The sequence below is a fragment of the Streptomyces canus 299MFChir4.1 genome, assembly GCF_000383615.1.
In the GTDB taxonomy this organism is placed as follows: domain Bacteria; phylum Actinomycetota; class Actinomycetes; order Streptomycetales; family Streptomycetaceae; genus Streptomyces; species Streptomyces canus_C.
Window position 1 is genome coordinate 16,461 of sequence record NZ_KB911613.1, and the last position, 16,794, is coordinate 33,254.

Here is a 16,794-nt window from a genome sequence, read left to right on the forward strand (position 1 = left end):
TGGAGGACCCAACGCCCCCTGCCGTAGCGCTTGCTGACGGATTCGCAACGTAACAAGTCGACTCCTCAGTGTAATCTACATGCTTACGCTACTACACCCAGGCATCGAGTCGGTACCGGTGTCAACTCCGAGCACACCTTTGTCTACGAATAGGTTCGCAAGTCTGTTCAGGCCTTCTTCCACTTGTGCGCTGTCAAGAGAACTGCAGGACAGCCGAATCTGATTTCGGCCGCCTTTCCCGTCGTAGAAGTGGGATACCGGAGTCCACAGCACGCCGAAGGAACGGCCCGATCGTTCGAGCAATTCGTCGTCCACCGTGAACGGCACGGTGACCACGATGAAAAAGCCGCCCCTCGGCGTGTTCCAGGACACGGAGTCGCACCGGCCGAAGCGGGTTTCCAGACCGCGCAGGACATGCGCGAGATTGCGTTGATATACGTGCCGCGACCGCGAGGTCGCGCGCTCCAGGCTGAAGTCGTTCTCCAGGAGGGCGCCGCCGACGACGGCCTGGCTGATGGGGGAGGTGTTGACCGTCAGCATGCTCTTGATCCTCGACAGGTGCTCGGCCAACCCCTGGATGCGCCCCTGTCCGTCCCCGACCCGCTGGTCGGCCACCACATAACCCACCCGGGCGCCGGGGAGCACGGTCTTCGCGAAGGACCCGAGGTGAATCACCCGCCGCCCGGTGTCCAGCGCCTTGAGGGTGGGCACGCGTCCCGAGCCGTCGTGGAACATGCCGTACGGGTTGTCCTCCAGCAGCAGGATGCCCTCCCGCTCGGCGAGGGCCAGCAGCTCGCGGCGGGTTGCGAGGTCGAGGCTCAGCCCGGACGGGTTGGCGAAGTCCGGCACGAGGTAGCAGGCGCGGGGGCGCAGACCGCGCTCGCGCGCACCGCGGACCTGGGCGGTGAGATCCGCCAGATCGATACCGGTGCTGCCGCTCGCCACCGGCAGCACCGGCATGTCCACCAGCCGCGCGGCGCCCGTCAGGCCGACATAGGTCGGTGAGACGGCCAGCACGACATCGTGCTCGTCGCGGCGCAGGGCGCGCAGGACCAGGTACATCGCCTCCTGGCAGCCGACGGTGACCACGATCGACTCCGGTTCGGTGCGCAGCCCCTCGTCCACCTCCAGTTGGCGTGCGATGAGTTCGTGCACGATGCCGCTCGTCCGCCCGTACTGGCACAGGGTCCTGCGGACCTCCTCGGGCGTGTGACCGCGGTCCGTGGCCAGGTGGTCGCAGAACCGGCGCAGATACCGGTGCACGGCCTCGACGTCGAAGCCCTCCTCCGTGGGCCGGCCCGGTGCGAAGGACAGGGCCTTCGGGTGGCGCCCGGTGACCTCGTTGAGGAACGTCATGGAGGCGAGCGCCGGATCCTCCAGCGAGGTGTGCAGCCCGGCCAGGTCCAGGTCGGCGGTCGGGCCGGCGAGAGGTCGGTCAGGCATCGGCGGCCCACCTCCGGACGCGGAGATCCGCGGCGGCTGCGAGGTCGGCGCAGCCGGTCAGCAGCAGCCCCTCCCGGAGCTCGTCCCGCAGGACGGAGAGCACCTCGGCGACCCCCTTCTCCCCGTGCGCCGCGAGCCCCCACAGCACCGGGCGGCCGACCAGCACGCCCGAGGCCCCGAGAGCCAGGGCGCGCAGCACGTCCGTGCCGGTACGTATGCCGCTGTCCAGCAGCACCGCGCAGAGACCGGCCACCGCCTCGGACACCAAGGGGAGTTGGGCGATGCTCGGTGGAGCACCGTCGAACTGGCGGCCCCCGTGGTTGGAGACCACCACGGCGTCGGCGCCGCACTCCGCCACGCGCCGGGCATCCCGTGCGTCGAGAACTCCCTTCACCACCAGGGGAAGAGAGCTGCGTCGCCGCAACCGTTCCAGGTCCCGCAGAGTCGGGACGCCGAACAGGGACCGCGTGTGATCGGCGACGGCCGAGACCCCTGGTGTGGACCGGTGCGCCAGGTCGTCGAGCCCGGGGCCCAGGTTCGCGGCCCGCACATGAGGCGGCAGCGAGAACCCGTTGCGCACGTCCCGCCAGCGCCGCCCCATGGTCGGGACGTCCACGGTGACCATGAGCGCCCGGCAGCCCGAGTCCTCGGCGCGGGCGACGAGTCCGTCCGTCAGGGACCGCTCGCGCAGCCAGTACAGCTGGAACCAGACGTCCGCCTCGGTGGCGACGACCTCCTCCAGGGGACGACTGCTCAGGGTACTGAGCACGAACGGCACTCCGGCGGCGCGGGCCGCCCGGGCGACCGCCCGCTCGCCCTCGGGATGCAGCAGGCACTGATAGGCCATCGGCGCGACCGCGACCGGCATCGCGGCGTCGGTGCCCAGCAGCCGTCCGGACAGGTCGGCGCCGGTTCGGCCGGTCAGCACCCGGGGCAGGAGCGCCACGCCGTCGAGGGCCGCCCGGTTGGCCGCCAAGGCCGTCTCCGCACCGCTGCCGCCCTCGATGAAGTCCCACACCGCCGGGTCCGTGACGGCCCGCGCCGCGCTCCTGATCCCGGCCAGACCGGGAGGCGCGTCGGCGAGCGGACCGCTCAGGGGTGACGCCTCCAGGGCGGGGCCGCTCCCGGGCGAGGTCACACCCCCTCCGCCTCTACGGCCTCGTACAGGGCCTTGATGTTGCCGCTGCCGAACGTGGTGGCCCCGGCGCGCTCGATGACCTCGAAGAAGAGGGTCCGGCGCGGGTGGGTGGAACGGGTGAAGATCTGGAACAGCTGGCCGGCGTGGTCCTCGTCGGCCAGGATGTCCAGGTTCCCGAGTTCGGCGGGCGAGTACCGGGACAGCGCCAGCCGCTCGGGCAGCCTGCTGTAGTACGCGTCGGGAGTGTCCAGGAAACCCACGCCGCCGGCCCGCATCGCCGTCACGGAGTGCACGATGTCGCCGCTGGTGAACGCGACGTGCTGCACACCGGCACCGCCGTGATTCTTGACGAACGCGTCGATCTGGCCCGGTTCCCGGCTGGTGTCCGGCTCGATGACGGTCAGCGTCACCAGGCCCGAACGGCTCTGCACCACCTGGGAGTTCATCGACTGGGCACCGACGACTATCTTCTCTTCGAAGATCATCCGGAAGTCCATGACCTGCTCGTAGAACTCCACGGTGCCGGCGAGATCGCCCGCCTCCACGCACACGGCGAAGTGGTCGACATGCCGAAGTCCCGTGGCGCGTGCGGCTGCCCGGGACCCCGGCGCTCCGTGCGGCCGGCCGGTGGTGACCGGCCGCTGGACGAAGGTGTGCGCCACGTCGCCGAAACCGCCCACGGACGCGGTGACCACCCCGTCGTCGTGCCGGTGCAGCGCCGCGAGCGGCCGGGCGCCCCGCCGGACGGCCTCCGTGAAGGCACCCTCGGCGTCGGCGGTGCCCAGGGCGATGTCGCAGACACCGTCGCCGTGCCGCCGCGTGTAGACGGCGCTGGGGTCGTCCTCGGCCAGCGGCTGGCTCAGTAAGAGCCGGATGTCCTCGCGGACGAGGACGGCCGTGCGCTGTGCGCCGGGGTCCTCCAGCACGTCGGCGACGGCCAGGCCGTATCCGTCGACGAACTCGGCTGTCGTGGCTTCGAGATCGGTGACGCAGATCCTGACGTGGTCGACGCGCAGGTCGTCGAAGGGGGGCTGTCCGGTGTTCACCGCGCATCACTCCCGTCCATGGCGGAGATCAAGCTGTTGGGCCTCATGTCGGTCCAGTGCTCGTTGACGTAGTCGAGGCACGACTGGCGGTCGGCCTGGCCGTGGACGGTCTGCCAGCCGGCCGGCACCTCCACGAAGGACGGCCACAGCGAGTGCTGGCCCTCCTCGTTGCGCAGGACGAGGTAGGTGGCCTGATCGTCCTCGAAGGGGTTGGTCATGCGTCGGTTCCTTTCTCGTGGTGTTCGGAAGCGGGGGTGGTGTCGCGCAGCGCGGCCGAGAGCGCCGGACCGATCACGGCGAGAGCCGCGGGACGGGTCAACTCCTCGTGCGCGCAGGGGACGTCCGTCCGGCGCAGGCGCCCGTTGACGTAGGGCTGCCAGAGGGCGGGAGGGAGCAGGGTGTCCCTGGCGCCGAAGTGCAGCAGGTCCCCGCGGAAGACGCCGGGGGTGAAGTCCCGCGCGGCCCGGGTGACCTCGCGGTACACCGCGGTGAGGTTCTCCCGTACGGCGTCGTCGAACTGGAGCCCCGAGGTCTGCCGGCGCACCGCCTCGGCGGCCTCGTCGGGGGCGGGGGCCATGGCCGCCGGCAGGTCGGCCAGCGGATAGCCGTCCAACACCGCCAGCAGCCCCACCTGTTCACCCGCGGCCTGCAGCCGTACGGCGATCTCGTGGGCGATCAGCCCGCCCGCCGACCAGCCCAGCAGGTGGTACGGCCCGTGCGGGGCCACCCGGCGGATGTGCTCGGCGTACACCTCGGCCGTCTCGGCCACCGTCGGCGGGATCCGTCCGGGGCCGCCCGCGACACCGGGCGACTGCAGCGCGTACACCGGGTGCCGCAGGTCCAGGTGCCGGGCGAGTCCGGTGAAGGACCAGCCGAGGCCGGCCGCCGGATGGACGCAGAACACGGGCGGCGCCCCGCCGCCCGGCCGCAGCGGCAGCAGGACGTCGAATTCCCCGCCGCGGCGGTCCTGTTCGGCGGTGCCGTCCAGTGCGCGTGCCAGCTGTGCCACCGAGGGGGCCTCGAAGAGGAGACGCAGCCCGATCCGGAGGCCCAGGGCGCCGTGGACCCGGTCGATCAGCCGGGCGGCCAGCATGGAGTGGCCACCTACGTCGAAGAAGCTGTCGTCGAGACCGATCGCGGGCACTCCGAGGACCTCCGCGAACAGCTCCCGCAGCGCGGCCTCGCGAGGGCTGCGCGCCGCTCGGTCGGACACCCCGGTGAACCGCGGCGCGGGCAGGGCCGCCCGGTCCAGCTTGCCGTTCGGCGTGACCGGCAGTGCGTCCAGGACGACCACGGCGGCGGGCACCATGTGGGCGGGCAGCGACTCGCCGGCCCGCCCGCGGAGCACGGCGGCGTCCGGCGCGGCGCCCTCGGCCGGCACCACATACCCGGTCAACACCCCGTCATCGGTGCCCTCCTGATGGACCGCCACCACTGCCTGGGCCACGGCCGGGTCGGCCAGCAGCACGTTCTCGATCTCGGCCGGCTCCACGCGGAAGCCACGGACCGAGACCTGATGGTCCGCGCGGCCCAGGAAGTGCAGATCGCCGTCGCGGTCCCGGCGGACGAGGTCACCGGTGCGGTACATGCGCGACCCCGGCGCGCCGTACGGGTCGGCCACGAACCGTGCCGCGGTCAGGCCCGGCCGGCCCAGATATCCGCGGGCCAGACCCGGACCGTGCACATAGAGCTCACCGGCCACCCCCGGCGGGACGGGGCGCAGGTTGCCGTCGAGGACGCGGATGCCCACGCCGGCCGGCGGACGGCCGATCGACGGGCGGTCCGTACCGGACAGCGGCTCGCTCATGGTGGCGCAGACCGTCGTCTCGGTCGGCCCGTACGCGTTGACCAGACGCCGCCCGGCACCCCAGCGTCGAACCGCGTCCGCGGGCAGCGCGTCCCCGGCGGTCACCAGGGTGCGCACGGGGCCGAGGCGGTCCGGCGGCATGGCGGACAGGGCCACCGGCGGCAGGGTCACATGGGTGACGCCCTGCCGGGCGATCAGCTCGGCCAGCGGCCGGCCCGGAGTGAGGTGGTCCTTGTCGGCCACCACCAGCTCCGCCCCGGACAGCAGCGCCATGCACAGTTCGGAGAACGCCGCGTCGAAGCCGGGGGAAGCGAACTGGAGCACCCGGTCGCCCGCGGCGACCCGGAACCGTTCGATCTGCCGGGCCGCCAGGTTGGCGATGCCCTCGTGGGACACCACCACCCCGTTGGGCCGGCCCGTCGACCCCGACGTGTAGATGACGTAGGCCGGATGGGCGGTGCGCAGCGCGGTCGTACGCTCCGCGTCGACCGGATCCGTGGCGGGCGCCGCCTTCGTCCTCGCGGCGACGGCAGGATCGTCCAGCACCAGGGTGGGCGTCCCGTGCGGAAGCCGGTCGGCGAGTGCCCGCACGGTGAGCACGAGAAAGGGCCGCGCGTCGGCCAGCATGTGCCGGACGCGTGCGGCGGGATAGTCCGGATCCACGGGAAGGAAGGCGGCACCCGCCTTCAGGACGGCGAGGACGGCGACGACCTGCTCGGGGGAGCGCGGCAGCAGCAGCCCCACCGTGCGCTCCGGGCCCGCGCCCAGCGCGGCGAGCCGGTGGGCCAGCCGGTTGGCCCGGCGGTTGAGCTCGTCGTACGACAGCGTGCCGTCGTCGAAGCGCAGTGCCGTCCGGCGCGGGGTGCGTGCCACCTGTGCCTGGAACAGTTCGGGCAGGGGCGTCGCGGGCACGGCCTCCGCAGCCCCGCCGGACCACTCGTCGAGGCGCCGCCGCTCGGCCGGGAGGAGCACGTTCAGGGAGCCGACCGGGAGGTGCGGGTCGGACGCGACGGCTTCGAGCAGCAGGACCAGCCGCTCGGCGAGGGCGGCGACCGTGGCCTCGTCGAACAGGTCAGCGTTGTACCGGATGCTGCCGTGGACGCCCGAGGGGCCGCCGTCCTCCGCGAACGTCTCGCTGAGGGACACGTCCAGGTCGAACCGGGCCGTCTGCGGATCGACCTCGGCCGCGGTGATTGTCAGGCCCTCCAGGTCGAACCGGGGCGGTTCGGTGTTCTGGAGCACCAGAAGGACCTGGAACAGCGGGTGCCGGGACACCGAGCGGGCCGGACTCAGCACCTCGACCAGCCGCTCGAACGGCACGTCCTGATGGGCGTAGGCCGCCAGGGCGGTCTCCCGGACCCGGCGCAGCAGCTCGGCGAAGTCGGGGTTTCCGGAAGTGTCGGTGCGCAGCACGACCGTGTTGGCGAAGAATCCCACCAGATCGTCGAGCGCCTGGTCGCCCCGGCCTGCGAGCGGGCTGCCGACCGGGATGTCCGTACCCGCCCCGAGCCGGGTGAGCAGGGCCGCGAGGGCCGCCTGGAAGAGCATGAAGGCGGTGACGCCCTCCCGCCGGGACAGCGCCGTCAGCCTTCGGTGCAGGTCCGCGTCCACGCTGAGCGGTACCTGACCGCCCCCGTGGCCGATCACGGCGGGCCGCGGCCGGTCGACGGGCATCGTCAGCTCCTGAGGCAGCCCGGCCAGCGTCTTCTGCCAGTGCGCGAGCTGACGTGAGACAGGGCTGCGCGGATCGTCCTCCGCGCCGAGCAGCCGCCGTTGCCAGAGCGTGTAGTCCGCGTACTGGACGGGCAGTGGCTGCCAGTCGGGGGCTTGACCGGCCGCACGTGCCCGGTAGGCGGTGCCCAGGTCCCTGGCGAGCGGGGCGTACGAGGCGCCGTCACCGGCGATGTGGTGCAGGACGAGCAGCAGGACGTGCTCGTCCGGCGCGGTCCGCCACAAGGTCGCGTGCAGCGGCGGATCGACGGCCAGGTCGAAGCTCCGCCGCACTGCCTCCGACAGGGCATGGGGCAGGTCCTCCCGGGACACGGGCACCGGTTCCGGGCCGAGCGGGCGGTTGCCGGACGCGAGGACGTGCTGGCGGGGAACGCCGTCGGTGTCGGGGAAGACGGTACGCAGGGACTCGTGACGGTCCATCAGGTCTCCGAGGGCGGCGCCGAGGGCGTCCGGGTCCAGCTTGCCCGCCAGGCGCAGGGCGAGCGGGATGTTGTACCGCCCCGAGCCGCCGTCGAGCCGGTTGAGGAACCACAGCCGCCGCTGGGCGTACGACAGCGGGATCGTCCCGGGCCGCTCCGCCGGGGCGAGGACCGGGCGGGCGCTGTCCGCCGTGTCGAGCAGTGCCGCCAGGCCCCGCGGTGTGGGTGCCTCGAAGATCGCGCGCAACGGGAGTTCGGCCCCGAACGCGGTGCGGACCGCGTTGGCCAGCCGGGTGGCCATCAGACTGTGCCCGCCCAGCTCGAAGAAGTTGTCGTCGGGACCGACCGTGGGCACTGCGAGGACCTGAGCGAACAGCTCGCCCATCAACTCCTCGCGCGGGTCCCGCACCCGGTCCCCGGTCGGACGGCCGCCCAGCTCCGGGGCCGGGAGCGCCGCACGGTCGAGCTTGCCGTTGGCGTTGACCGGGAGCTCGTCCAGCAGCACGAACGCGGTCGGCACCATGTACTCCGGCAGAGCCGCGCCGACGTGCGCCGTGAGCTGCGCGGCGGTGGCCGAACCGCCCGCACGCACCGCCACGTGAGCCACCAGACGCCGTACCCCGACCGGGTCGGGCACCGCGGAGACCGCCGCGTTGACCACCTCCGGGTGCCGGGTCAGAACGTTCTCGATCTCCCCGGGCTCGATGCGGAAACCGCGCACCTTGACCTGGTCGTCGGTGCGCCCCAGATAGTCCAGGCAACCGTCCGCACGGCGCCGCACCAGGTCACCGGTGCGGTACATGCGGCCGCCGGGCGGCCCCCAGGGATCGGCCACGAACCGCTCGGCGGACAGCGCGGGCCGGCCGAGATAGCCGCGCGCCAGGCCCTCGCCCGAGAGATACAGTTCCCCGGGCACTCCGGTGGGCACCGGCCGCAGCCGCTCGTCCAGCACATGGGCCCGGACATGGGGGAGCGGCCGCCCGATGGGCGGGGCCAGAATCTCCTCGCCCTCCGAGAACCAGGCCGTCGCGTAGACGGTGGCCTCCGTCGGACCGTAGATGTTGGCGATCCGCACACCCGGCAGCAGCTCCCGCACCTGCCGCACCACGTGCTCGGGCAGCGCCTCCCCGGCCATCGCCAGCGTCCGCGCCTCGAACGGAGCCCCTCCGCCGGCCAGCAGGGCCGAGAACACCGACGGCACACCGCCGGCCAGCGTCCCCGACCAAGGACGATCGGCCAGCTCCAGGAGGTCGCGCACGATCTCCACATGACCGCCGGTCAGCAGCGGCGCGAACAGCTCGAACACCGAGACGTCGAAGGAGAGCGAGGTGGCGGCCAGGACCCGCTCCAGATCCTCGGCGCCGAACCGCTCCACCGCCCAGTCCAGCAGACAGGCCATGCTGCGGCGGGACACCACCACTCCCTTGGGAGTGCCCGTGGATCCCGAGGTGTAGATGACGTACGCGGGATGGCGTTCGTCGACCGCGTCCCCGAAGGGGCCGTCGCCGGTGCCGGCGAGCGTGGCCGCGACCCCGGGATCGTCCAGCGCCACCCGGGGCACGACGGACGGATCGGGCAGACCCGCCGGCGCGTCCCCCTCGGTGATCACCAGGACGGGACCGGCGTCGCCGAAGGTGAACGCGACCCGGTCGGCCGGCTGGCCGAGGTCGACCGGAAGATAGGCCGCACCGCACTTCAGCACCGCGAGGACCGCGACCAGCATCCGCGCCGAACGCGGCACCGCCACGGCGACGACCCGCTCCGGCCCCGCTCCCCGGGCCGCCAGACACCGGGCCAGCCGGTTGGCCTCGGCGTCGAGTTCCGCGTACGACAGGGTCGTGCCCGCGCCGCTCACCGCGGGCCGCTCCGGGGTCCGCCGGACCTGGGCCTCGAACCGGCGGATCACCGGTTCGGGACGCTCTTCGCCGGATTCCCCGGCCCGGGCGGGCCGTTCGTCCTCGGTCAGGATGTCGACGTCTCCGATGGCCAGGCCCGGATCGTCGGCCACCGCACGCAGGAACCGGACCAGCCGGTCGCCGAGGGCGACGACGGTGGCCTCGTCGAACAGGTCCGTGCTGTAGATGATGCCGCCCTCGACACCGCACGGCGCGCCGTCCGGTGATCGGATCTCGCGCAGCTGGAGATCCAGGTCGAACTTGACCGTGCGCTGCGGGATCGGCTGCGCGGCGGTGCGCAGTCCGGGCAGTTCCGTCGCGGCGCCGCCGGCCGGTTGCAGGGCCAGCATCACCTGGAACAGCGGGTGCCGGGCCAGCGACCGCGGCGGCGCCAGCACCTCCACCAGCCGCTCGAACGGCACGTCCTGATGGGCGTACGCCTCCAGGTCCTGCTCCGCCACCCGGCGCAGCAGATCGCCGAAGGCCGGGTCGCCGCCGGTGTCGGTGCGTAGGAGGAGCGTGTTGACGAAGAAGCCGACGACGTCGTCGAGCTGTGCGTCGGCGCGTCCGGCCACCGGGGTTCCGAGCGGGATGTCCGTACCCGCGCCGAGCCGGGTGAGCAGTGCGGCGAGGGCGGCATGCAGCACCATGAAGAGGGTGGCGCCGTGCTCCTGGGCGAGGCCGACGAGGTCCGCGTGGAGCTGCGCCGGCAACCGGAGGGGGACTTCCGCGCCCCGGTAGCTGAACTCGGGCGGCCGCGGACGGTCGGTGGGCAGCTCCGTGCCGGCCGGGAGATCCGCCAGCCGGTCCCGCCAGTGGGCGAGCTGGCCGCTGATCCGACTGCCCGGGTCGGTCTCGCTGCCGAGCACGGTCCGCTGCCACACGGCGTAGTCGGCGTACTGCACGGGCAACGGCGTGAACCGCGGGGCCCGTCCGGCGCGGCGGGCCGCGTAGGCCGCGCCGAGGTCCCGCGCCAAGGGGTCCATGGACCAGCCGTCGGCGGCGATGTGGTGCAGGACCACGAGGAGCACGTGTTCCGTCGGCGCCAGCCTCAACAGGGTCGCCCGCAGCGGCAGTTGCGTGCCCAGGTCGAAGCCCCGGCCGGCCGCCCCGGTCAGAGCGCGTTCCAGGGCGTCGGCGTCCTCGCCGACGTCCACCACACCGAGATCCGGCTGGGCGTCCTGTGCGTCCAGGATGCGCTGCACCGGCTCGCCGTCGTCCTCGGCGAACACCGTGCGCAGCGACTCGTGCCGGACCACCACGTCGTGCAGAGCCCGCCGCAGGGCGCCCTCGTCCAGGTCACCGGTCAGCCGCAGGGCGATGGGGATGTTGTAGGCGCCGTCGCGCTCCTCCAGACGGTGCAGGAACCACAGCCTGCGCTGGGCGTACGACACCGGCAGCGGGTCGGGTCGGTCCGCCGGGACCAGGGGAGCATGCGCGGGCCCGGCCCGGTCGAGTCGCTCGGCGAGGGCGGCGACGGTCGGTGCCTCGAACACCGCGCGGACGCCGAGTTCCGTGCCGAACGCCGAACGTATCGCGTTGACCAGCCGGATCGCCAGCAGCGAATGCCCGCCCAACCGGAAGAAGTCGTCCTCGACGCCGACCCGCGGCAGACCGAGCAACTCGGCGAACAGCGCGCAGAGTTGCTCCTCCCGTGCGGACCGCGGCACACCGCTGCCCACCGCGTCGCCAGGATCGGGCTCCGGCAGCGCCTCGCGGTCGAGCTTGCCGTTGGCGGTGACCGGGAAACGGTCCAGCACCACGAAAGCCGACGGGATCATGTACTCCGGCAGCCGCTCCCCGAGGTGGGAGCGGAGCGCCGCGGAGAGCCGCCGGGCCTCCTGGAAGGCGGCGGGCGCGTTGGTGTGCCGGGCCGGCACGGCGTCCGGGCCGGGTTCGGGGCCGGACCAGCCGATCGACGGGAGAGGGCCGGTGTGCCGGGAGGCGTCGGTGAAGAGCACGTCGAGCAGGCCCGGCGAGCCGGGTCCCGCCCAGCTCACCGTCGTCTCGTAGCCGAGGCGGTCGCCCAGTTCGTACAGCAGGGCCGGGTCCACGCCGGCCGCGGTCCCGGCGAGGGGTTCGCCCGCGTACAGGGCCGCGGCGGCGGCGCGTTCGTGCGCGGTGCGGCCGTCCGGGACGCCGGTGACACGCAGCGCCGACGGCCTGCTCCCGGCCAGGCGGGCGCGTAGCGCGCCGAGGTCGCCGCGGGCCTCGGCCCAGTCGAGGACGGGGGCGGCGGCCCCGGGGCCGGGCGCCTCCCTGTCCGGCGCCGACGTGTCTGTCGCCGCGCGCAGGACGACGTCGTAGCGGTACCGCGTCAACTCGTTGTGCGCGTGGCCTCGTTTGACCCGTACGTCGGCCGCCGCGACGCCCTCGGTGATCCGGGCGAAGTCGTGGAAGAAGCCGGGGGCCACCAGCAGCTCCTTCTCCCGCTCGACCCGGCGCCGGGCCCTGCGCCGCACCGCGGCCGGGTCCTCGCCCTCGTCCGCGCGGGCCAGTTCGACGGCCGCGTGGAAGGTGTCCAGGAGTTCCAGGTTGCGGACGTCGCCGATGAACAGCGCGCCGCCGGGGGCGAGCAGGCCGGTCAGCCCGGTCAGCACCCTCCGCAGATAGTCCGCGTCCGGGAAGTACTGCACGACCGAGTTGAGGACGATCGTGTCGAAGTGTCCGGCGGGCAGACCGGTCAGGTCGTCCGCCGGCTGGGTCCGCAGCCGGACCGAACTCTCCGCACCCACGTGGGCCCGCAGTGTCTCGGTCGCCCGGGGCGAGAAGTCGGTGGCCCAGTAGGAGGCGCATGTGGAGTACAGCCGGGACAGGATCAGACCGTTGCCCGCGCCGACCTCCAGGACATGACGGGGACGCAGGGCACGGATGCGCTCGACGGTGCACTCACGCCACTCGCGCATCTCGGCCACCGGAATGGGACGGCCGTCGTAACTGCTCTCCCAGCCGGAGAAGTCGGAGCCGAACCCGGTGCCGCCGGAGCCGGGCGGGGCGGTGTCGGAGCCGACGACGGACGCGTCGGAACCGCTGTACATGCCGTCGTAGATCTGCCGCCACTCGGCGACGTGCTGCCGCGTGCCCTCCTCGACGTGGGTGGCGGACCGCCGCCCGTGCGGTACGACGTAGCCGATCAGCTGACGTTCGCCCGAGTGGCCGGTGCGCACCAGGACCTCGGCCTGGGAGACCTCGGGGTGGTCCGCGAGCTTCGCGGCGACCTCCCCCGGCTCGACTCGGAAACCTCTGATCTTGACCTGGTCGTCGCCGCGGCCGACGAACTCCAGCTGCCACCGGCCGTTCCAACGGCCCAGGTCACCAGTGCGGTACATCCGTTCGCCCGGCGGCCCCCAGGGGGCGGCCACGAACCGCTCCGCGGTGAGACCGGCCCGGCCCAGATAGCCCCGGGCCAGACCGGACCCCGCCAGATACACCTCGCCCGTCACCCCGGGCGGCACCGGCCGCAACCGCTCGTCCAGAACGTAGACGCGGGTACCGGCGAGGGGGCGTCCGAGGGGCACCCGGCCCTCGGCCGTGTAGGGCGCGCGCACCTCGTGGTGGGTGGCGCACAGCGTCATCTCGGTGGGGCCGTAGAGCTGGCGCACGAGCGCACCGGGCGCGTGCTCCAGGACGCGCTCGACGGCGACCGGCGACACGACGTCGCCTCCGGTGAGCACCTCGCGCACCTGGGACAGACAGCCGGGCGCGTCCTCGGCGAGCACGCGCAGCAGACCGGCGGTGAAGTGCACCGCGGTGACCTTCTCGCCCTCGATGAGCCGGGCCAGGTCGGAGGTGTCCAGTCGTCCGGGCGGGGCCAGCACCACCTCACCGCCGGCGAGGAGCGGCACCCACAGCTCGTAGTCGCAGATGTCGAACGCGTAGGGCGCGTGCATGAGGACGCGTTCGTGGTTGCCGGTGTCCCAGCACGGGTCGCAGGCGAGCGCCACCACGTCCCGGTGGGTGACGGCCACGCCCTTGGGCAGGCCGGTGGAGCCGGAGGTGTACATGATGTACGCCAGCTGGTCGGGAAGGACGGGAACGTCCGGGCCCGACGGTGCCGCCTCCACCTCCGCCTCCTGGTCCACCACGACCACCCGCGCGTCATGGCGGAAGGCCCGGCCGAGCATCGCCCGGTCCGTCAGCAGCACGACGGCCGCCGTGTCCGCCATGACCCACTCCAGCCGGTCCGCCGGGAAGGCCTCGTGCAGCGGGACGCACACACCGCCCGCCTTCCACACGGCGAGCATCGACACGACCAGCTCCGGCGAGCGCTCCAAAAAGACGGCGACCCGGCTCTCCGTACCGACACCCCGCGCCCTGAGCGTCCGCGCCAACGCGTCGGCGCGCCGGTCCACTTCGCGGTAGGTCATCTCCCGGTCCCCGGCGCGCAGGGCGAGGGCGTCCGGGTGGGTGGCGGCCGTGCGGGCGAAGCGGGTGTGCAGGGTGCCGGGTTCCGCGGCGGGCCGGCCGGGTGATCCGTCGAGCGGGCGATGCTCTGGGGAGTCGTCTGAGGGAACGTGTACGGGAGCGCCGCCGAGCAGCCACAGGCGCTCCTCCTCGCCGAGGATCTCCACCGCGCCGATCCGCCGGCGCGGGTCCGCCGCGACCGCCCGCAGGAACCGGACCAGACGGGCGACGAGGGTTTCGACGGTGCCGCGGTCGAAGAGGTCGGTGCGGTACTCGACGGTGCCGTGGACGCCCTGTGCCGCGCGCTCGTCCCCGAAGCGTTCGGCCAGATTGAACGCGAGATCGAACTTGGCCGACGGCAGCGCCTCGTCCTGCGGCCGCACGGCGACGCCCTCGAAGCGGATGTCGGCGTCCGGGGTGTTCTGGAGGGCCAGGAAGATCTGGAACAGCGGGTGCTGGGACAGCGACCGGTCGGGATTGAGCGTCTCGACCAGCCGCTCGAAGGGCAGGTCCTGGTGGTCGTAGGCCGCCAGGGCGTTCTGGCGCACGGACGCCAGGAGGTCGGTGAAACGTGGGTCGCCGTCCGTGCGGGTGCGCAGGACCAGAGTGTTGACGAAGAAGCCGATCAGATCGTCCAGCGCATCGTCCGTCCGGCCCGACACCGGTGAGCCGATGGGGATGTCGGTCCCCGCCCCGAGCCGGGTGCACAGCGCGGCGAGCGCCGCGTGGAGCACCATGAACAGGCTCGCGTTGTGCCGGTGGGCGAGGTCGAGCAGCCGCTGGTGGAGGTCTCCGTCCAGGTCCAGCGGGACCGTCTCGCCCCGGAAACCCGCGGTGCGCGGCCTGAGCCGGTCCGTGGGAAGCAGGGTCTGCTCGGGCAGGCCGTCCAGGGCCCGTTTCCAGAACTCCGTCTGTGCCGTCAGCAGGCTGTCGGGGTCCCGCTCGTCGCCGAGGATCTCGCGCTGCCAGAGGGCGTAGTCCGCGTACTGCACCGGCAGCGGGCGCCAGTCGGGTGCCTCGCCGCGGCTTCTGGCGCGGTACGTCCGGCCGAGATCGCGGGCCAGCACCGTGAGCGACCAGCCGTCGGCGGCGATGTGGTGCTGGACCACCATCAGCACATGCTCGGTCGGGGACAGCGCGAACAGGTGCGCGCGCAAGGGGAGTTCCCGCGTGAGTTCGAAGGGCTGCGCGGCAGCGGCCCGCAGCGCGGCCGCAAGCCCGCTCTCGTCGGTGTCCGTCACGGCCGGAACGGGGCGCGCGTCCCCTGGTTCCAGGACCAGTTGGTGGGGCTCGCCGTCCGCCTCGGGGAAGACGGTGCGCAGCGACTCGTGCCGGGCCACCACGTCCGCCAGGGCCTCGGCGAGCGCCGTACGGTCCAGCTCGCCGCGCAGCCGCAGCACGCTCTGCATGTGGTACGCCGTGCCGCCGCCGTCCATTCGGTTGATGAACCACAGCCGGCGCTGCCCGAAGGACAGCGGGATCCGCTCGGGACGCTCCCTGGGCGTCAGGGCGGTGCGCGTGCTGCCGGATCCGGCGATCCGCCGGGCGAGCGCGGCCACGGTGGGCGCCTCGAACAGCGTGCGCACGGGGAGTTCCACGCCCAGCCGCGACCGGATGGCGTTGGCGAGCCGGGTCGCGAGCAGGGAGTGGCCTCCCAGGCCGAAGAAGTGGTCGTCCAGGCCCACTGCCGGTACTTCGAGGACCTGCGCGAACAGCTCGCACAGGATCTCCTCCTGCGGGGTGCGCGGTGCGCGTCCCGATGCCGCCGGGCCGAGATCGGGGGCGGGCAGCGCCCGGCGGTCCAGCTTGCCGTTCGGGGTGAGCGGCAGCGCGTCCAGCACGGTCAGTGCGGTGGGCAGCATGTGCCCGGGCAGCCGCTCGGCCAGGTGGGCACGCAGCCCGGCAGGGTCGGGGTCGGCACCGGGCAGGGGCACGGCGTACGCGACGAGGGCGGGTCCGCCGGCGCCGAGGTCCCGAACCACCACGGCGGCCTGGGCGATCTCGGGGTGGCCCGCCAGGGCGTGTTCGACCTCGCCGAGCTCGATCCGGAAACCCCTGATCTTGACCTGGCCGTCGGCCCGGCCGAGGAACTCCAGGTCGCCGTCCTCACGTCGGCGCACCAGGTCCCCGGTGCGGTACATACGCGTTCCCGGCGGGCCGAAGGGGTCCGCCACGAACCGGTCGGCGGTCAGGGCGGGACGGCCCAGATAACCGCGGGCCACACCGGCGCCCGCGATGAACAGTTCGCCGGTGCCGCCGAGGGGTACCGGCCGCAGCCGGCGGTCGAGCACATGGGTCCGGGTGTTCGCCAGCGGGCGCCCGATCGGCGGCCGGCCCGCGGTGGCCGGGCCGACGAGGGCGCTCGTCGACCAGATCGTCGTCTCGGTGGGCCCGTAGACGTTCGTGACCTCCCGCGCCGCCGCGCCAAGACCCTGCGCCAGACGCTCCGTCAGGGCCTCGCCGCCGACCAGGACCTTCAGTCCCCGCAGCGCCTCCGGCTCGCTGTCCAGCACGCTCTGCCACAGGGTCGGGGTCGCCTGGACGACCGTCGCACCCGTCTCGTCGACGAGCTGCCGCAGGGCCGCCGGATCGTGCGTCGCCTCCTGCGGCGCGAGCACGAGTTCGCCCCCGGAGATCAGGGGGAGCAGCAGTTCCAGGTTGGAGATGTCGAAGCCGAAGGTGGTGACCGCGAGCAGCCGGTCCTCGGGCCCGAAGGAGAGCCGCTCCTGGAAGTCGGCCAGCAGGTTCGTGAGGTTCTCGCCGGGGATCACGGTGCCCTTGGGCACCCCCGTGGACCCGGACGTGTAGATCACGTAGGCGGGGTTGAGCCGGTGCGGGCTCGGCGGGACGGGGGGCTCCCCGTCCTGGGGGTGGGGGAGGGTCGGCCGGTCAGTCGCCATGGGGTTTCCTC

The 16,794-nt window shown here is 73.2% G+C and carries 5 protein-coding genes; all 5 read right to left on the reverse strand.

All coding sequences use genetic code 11. The features are described from left to right. Positions 1–75: 75 nt before the first annotated feature. The 5 genes from H293_RS0138855 to H293_RS0138875 are packed head-to-tail and all read right to left on the reverse strand — an operon-like array spanning position 76 to position 16,783. A complete protein-coding gene (locus H293_RS0138855; RefSeq protein ID WP_020123186.1) occupies positions 76–1,443 on the reverse strand; it encodes an aminotransferase-like domain-containing protein in 1,368 nt (455 codons plus the stop codon). Further along, complete coding sequence (locus H293_RS0138860; protein ID WP_020123187.1) at positions 1,436–2,581, reverse strand: alpha-hydroxy acid oxidase; 1,146 nt, start codon at positions 2,579–2,581, stop codon at positions 1,436–1,438. Before H293_RS0138860 ends, H293_RS0138855 begins: the two co-directional genes overlap by 8 nt. After that, a complete protein-coding gene (gene hppD / locus H293_RS0138865; protein WP_020123188.1) occupies positions 2,578–3,627 on the reverse strand; it encodes a 4-hydroxyphenylpyruvate dioxygenase in 1,050 nt (349 codons plus the stop codon). Before hppD ends, H293_RS0138860 begins: the two co-directional genes overlap by 4 nt. Beyond that, the gene (locus tag H293_RS0138870; RefSeq protein ID WP_020123189.1) at positions 3,624–3,845 is read right to left on the reverse strand and encodes an MbtH family protein; all 222 of its coding nucleotides are present in this window, start codon (positions 3,843–3,845) and stop codon (positions 3,624–3,626) included. Before H293_RS0138870 ends, hppD begins: the two co-directional genes overlap by 4 nt. Then, a complete protein-coding gene (locus tag H293_RS0138875) occupies positions 3,842–16,783 on the reverse strand; it encodes an amino acid adenylation domain-containing protein (RefSeq protein ID WP_020123190.1) in 12,942 nt (4,313 codons plus the stop codon). The genes H293_RS0138870 and H293_RS0138875 overlap by 4 nt, the downstream gene beginning before the upstream one ends. Between the last annotated feature and the right edge of the window lie 11 nt (positions 16,784–16,794).

What these genes read in the sequence shown, in the direction of transcription:
- H293_RS0138855 (WP_020123186.1), bottom strand. Translation starts at nt 1,443, where the DNA reads ATGCCTGACCGACCTCTCGCCGGCCCGACCGCCGACCTGGACCTGGCC.
- H293_RS0138870 (WP_020123189.1), bottom strand. Translation starts at nt 3,845, where the DNA reads ATGACCAACCCCTTCGAGGACGATCAGGCCACCTACCTCGTCCTGCGC.
- H293_RS0138875 (WP_020123190.1), bottom strand. Translation starts at nt 16,783, where the DNA reads ATGGCGACTGACCGGCCGACCCTCCCCCACCCCCAGGACGGGGAGCCC.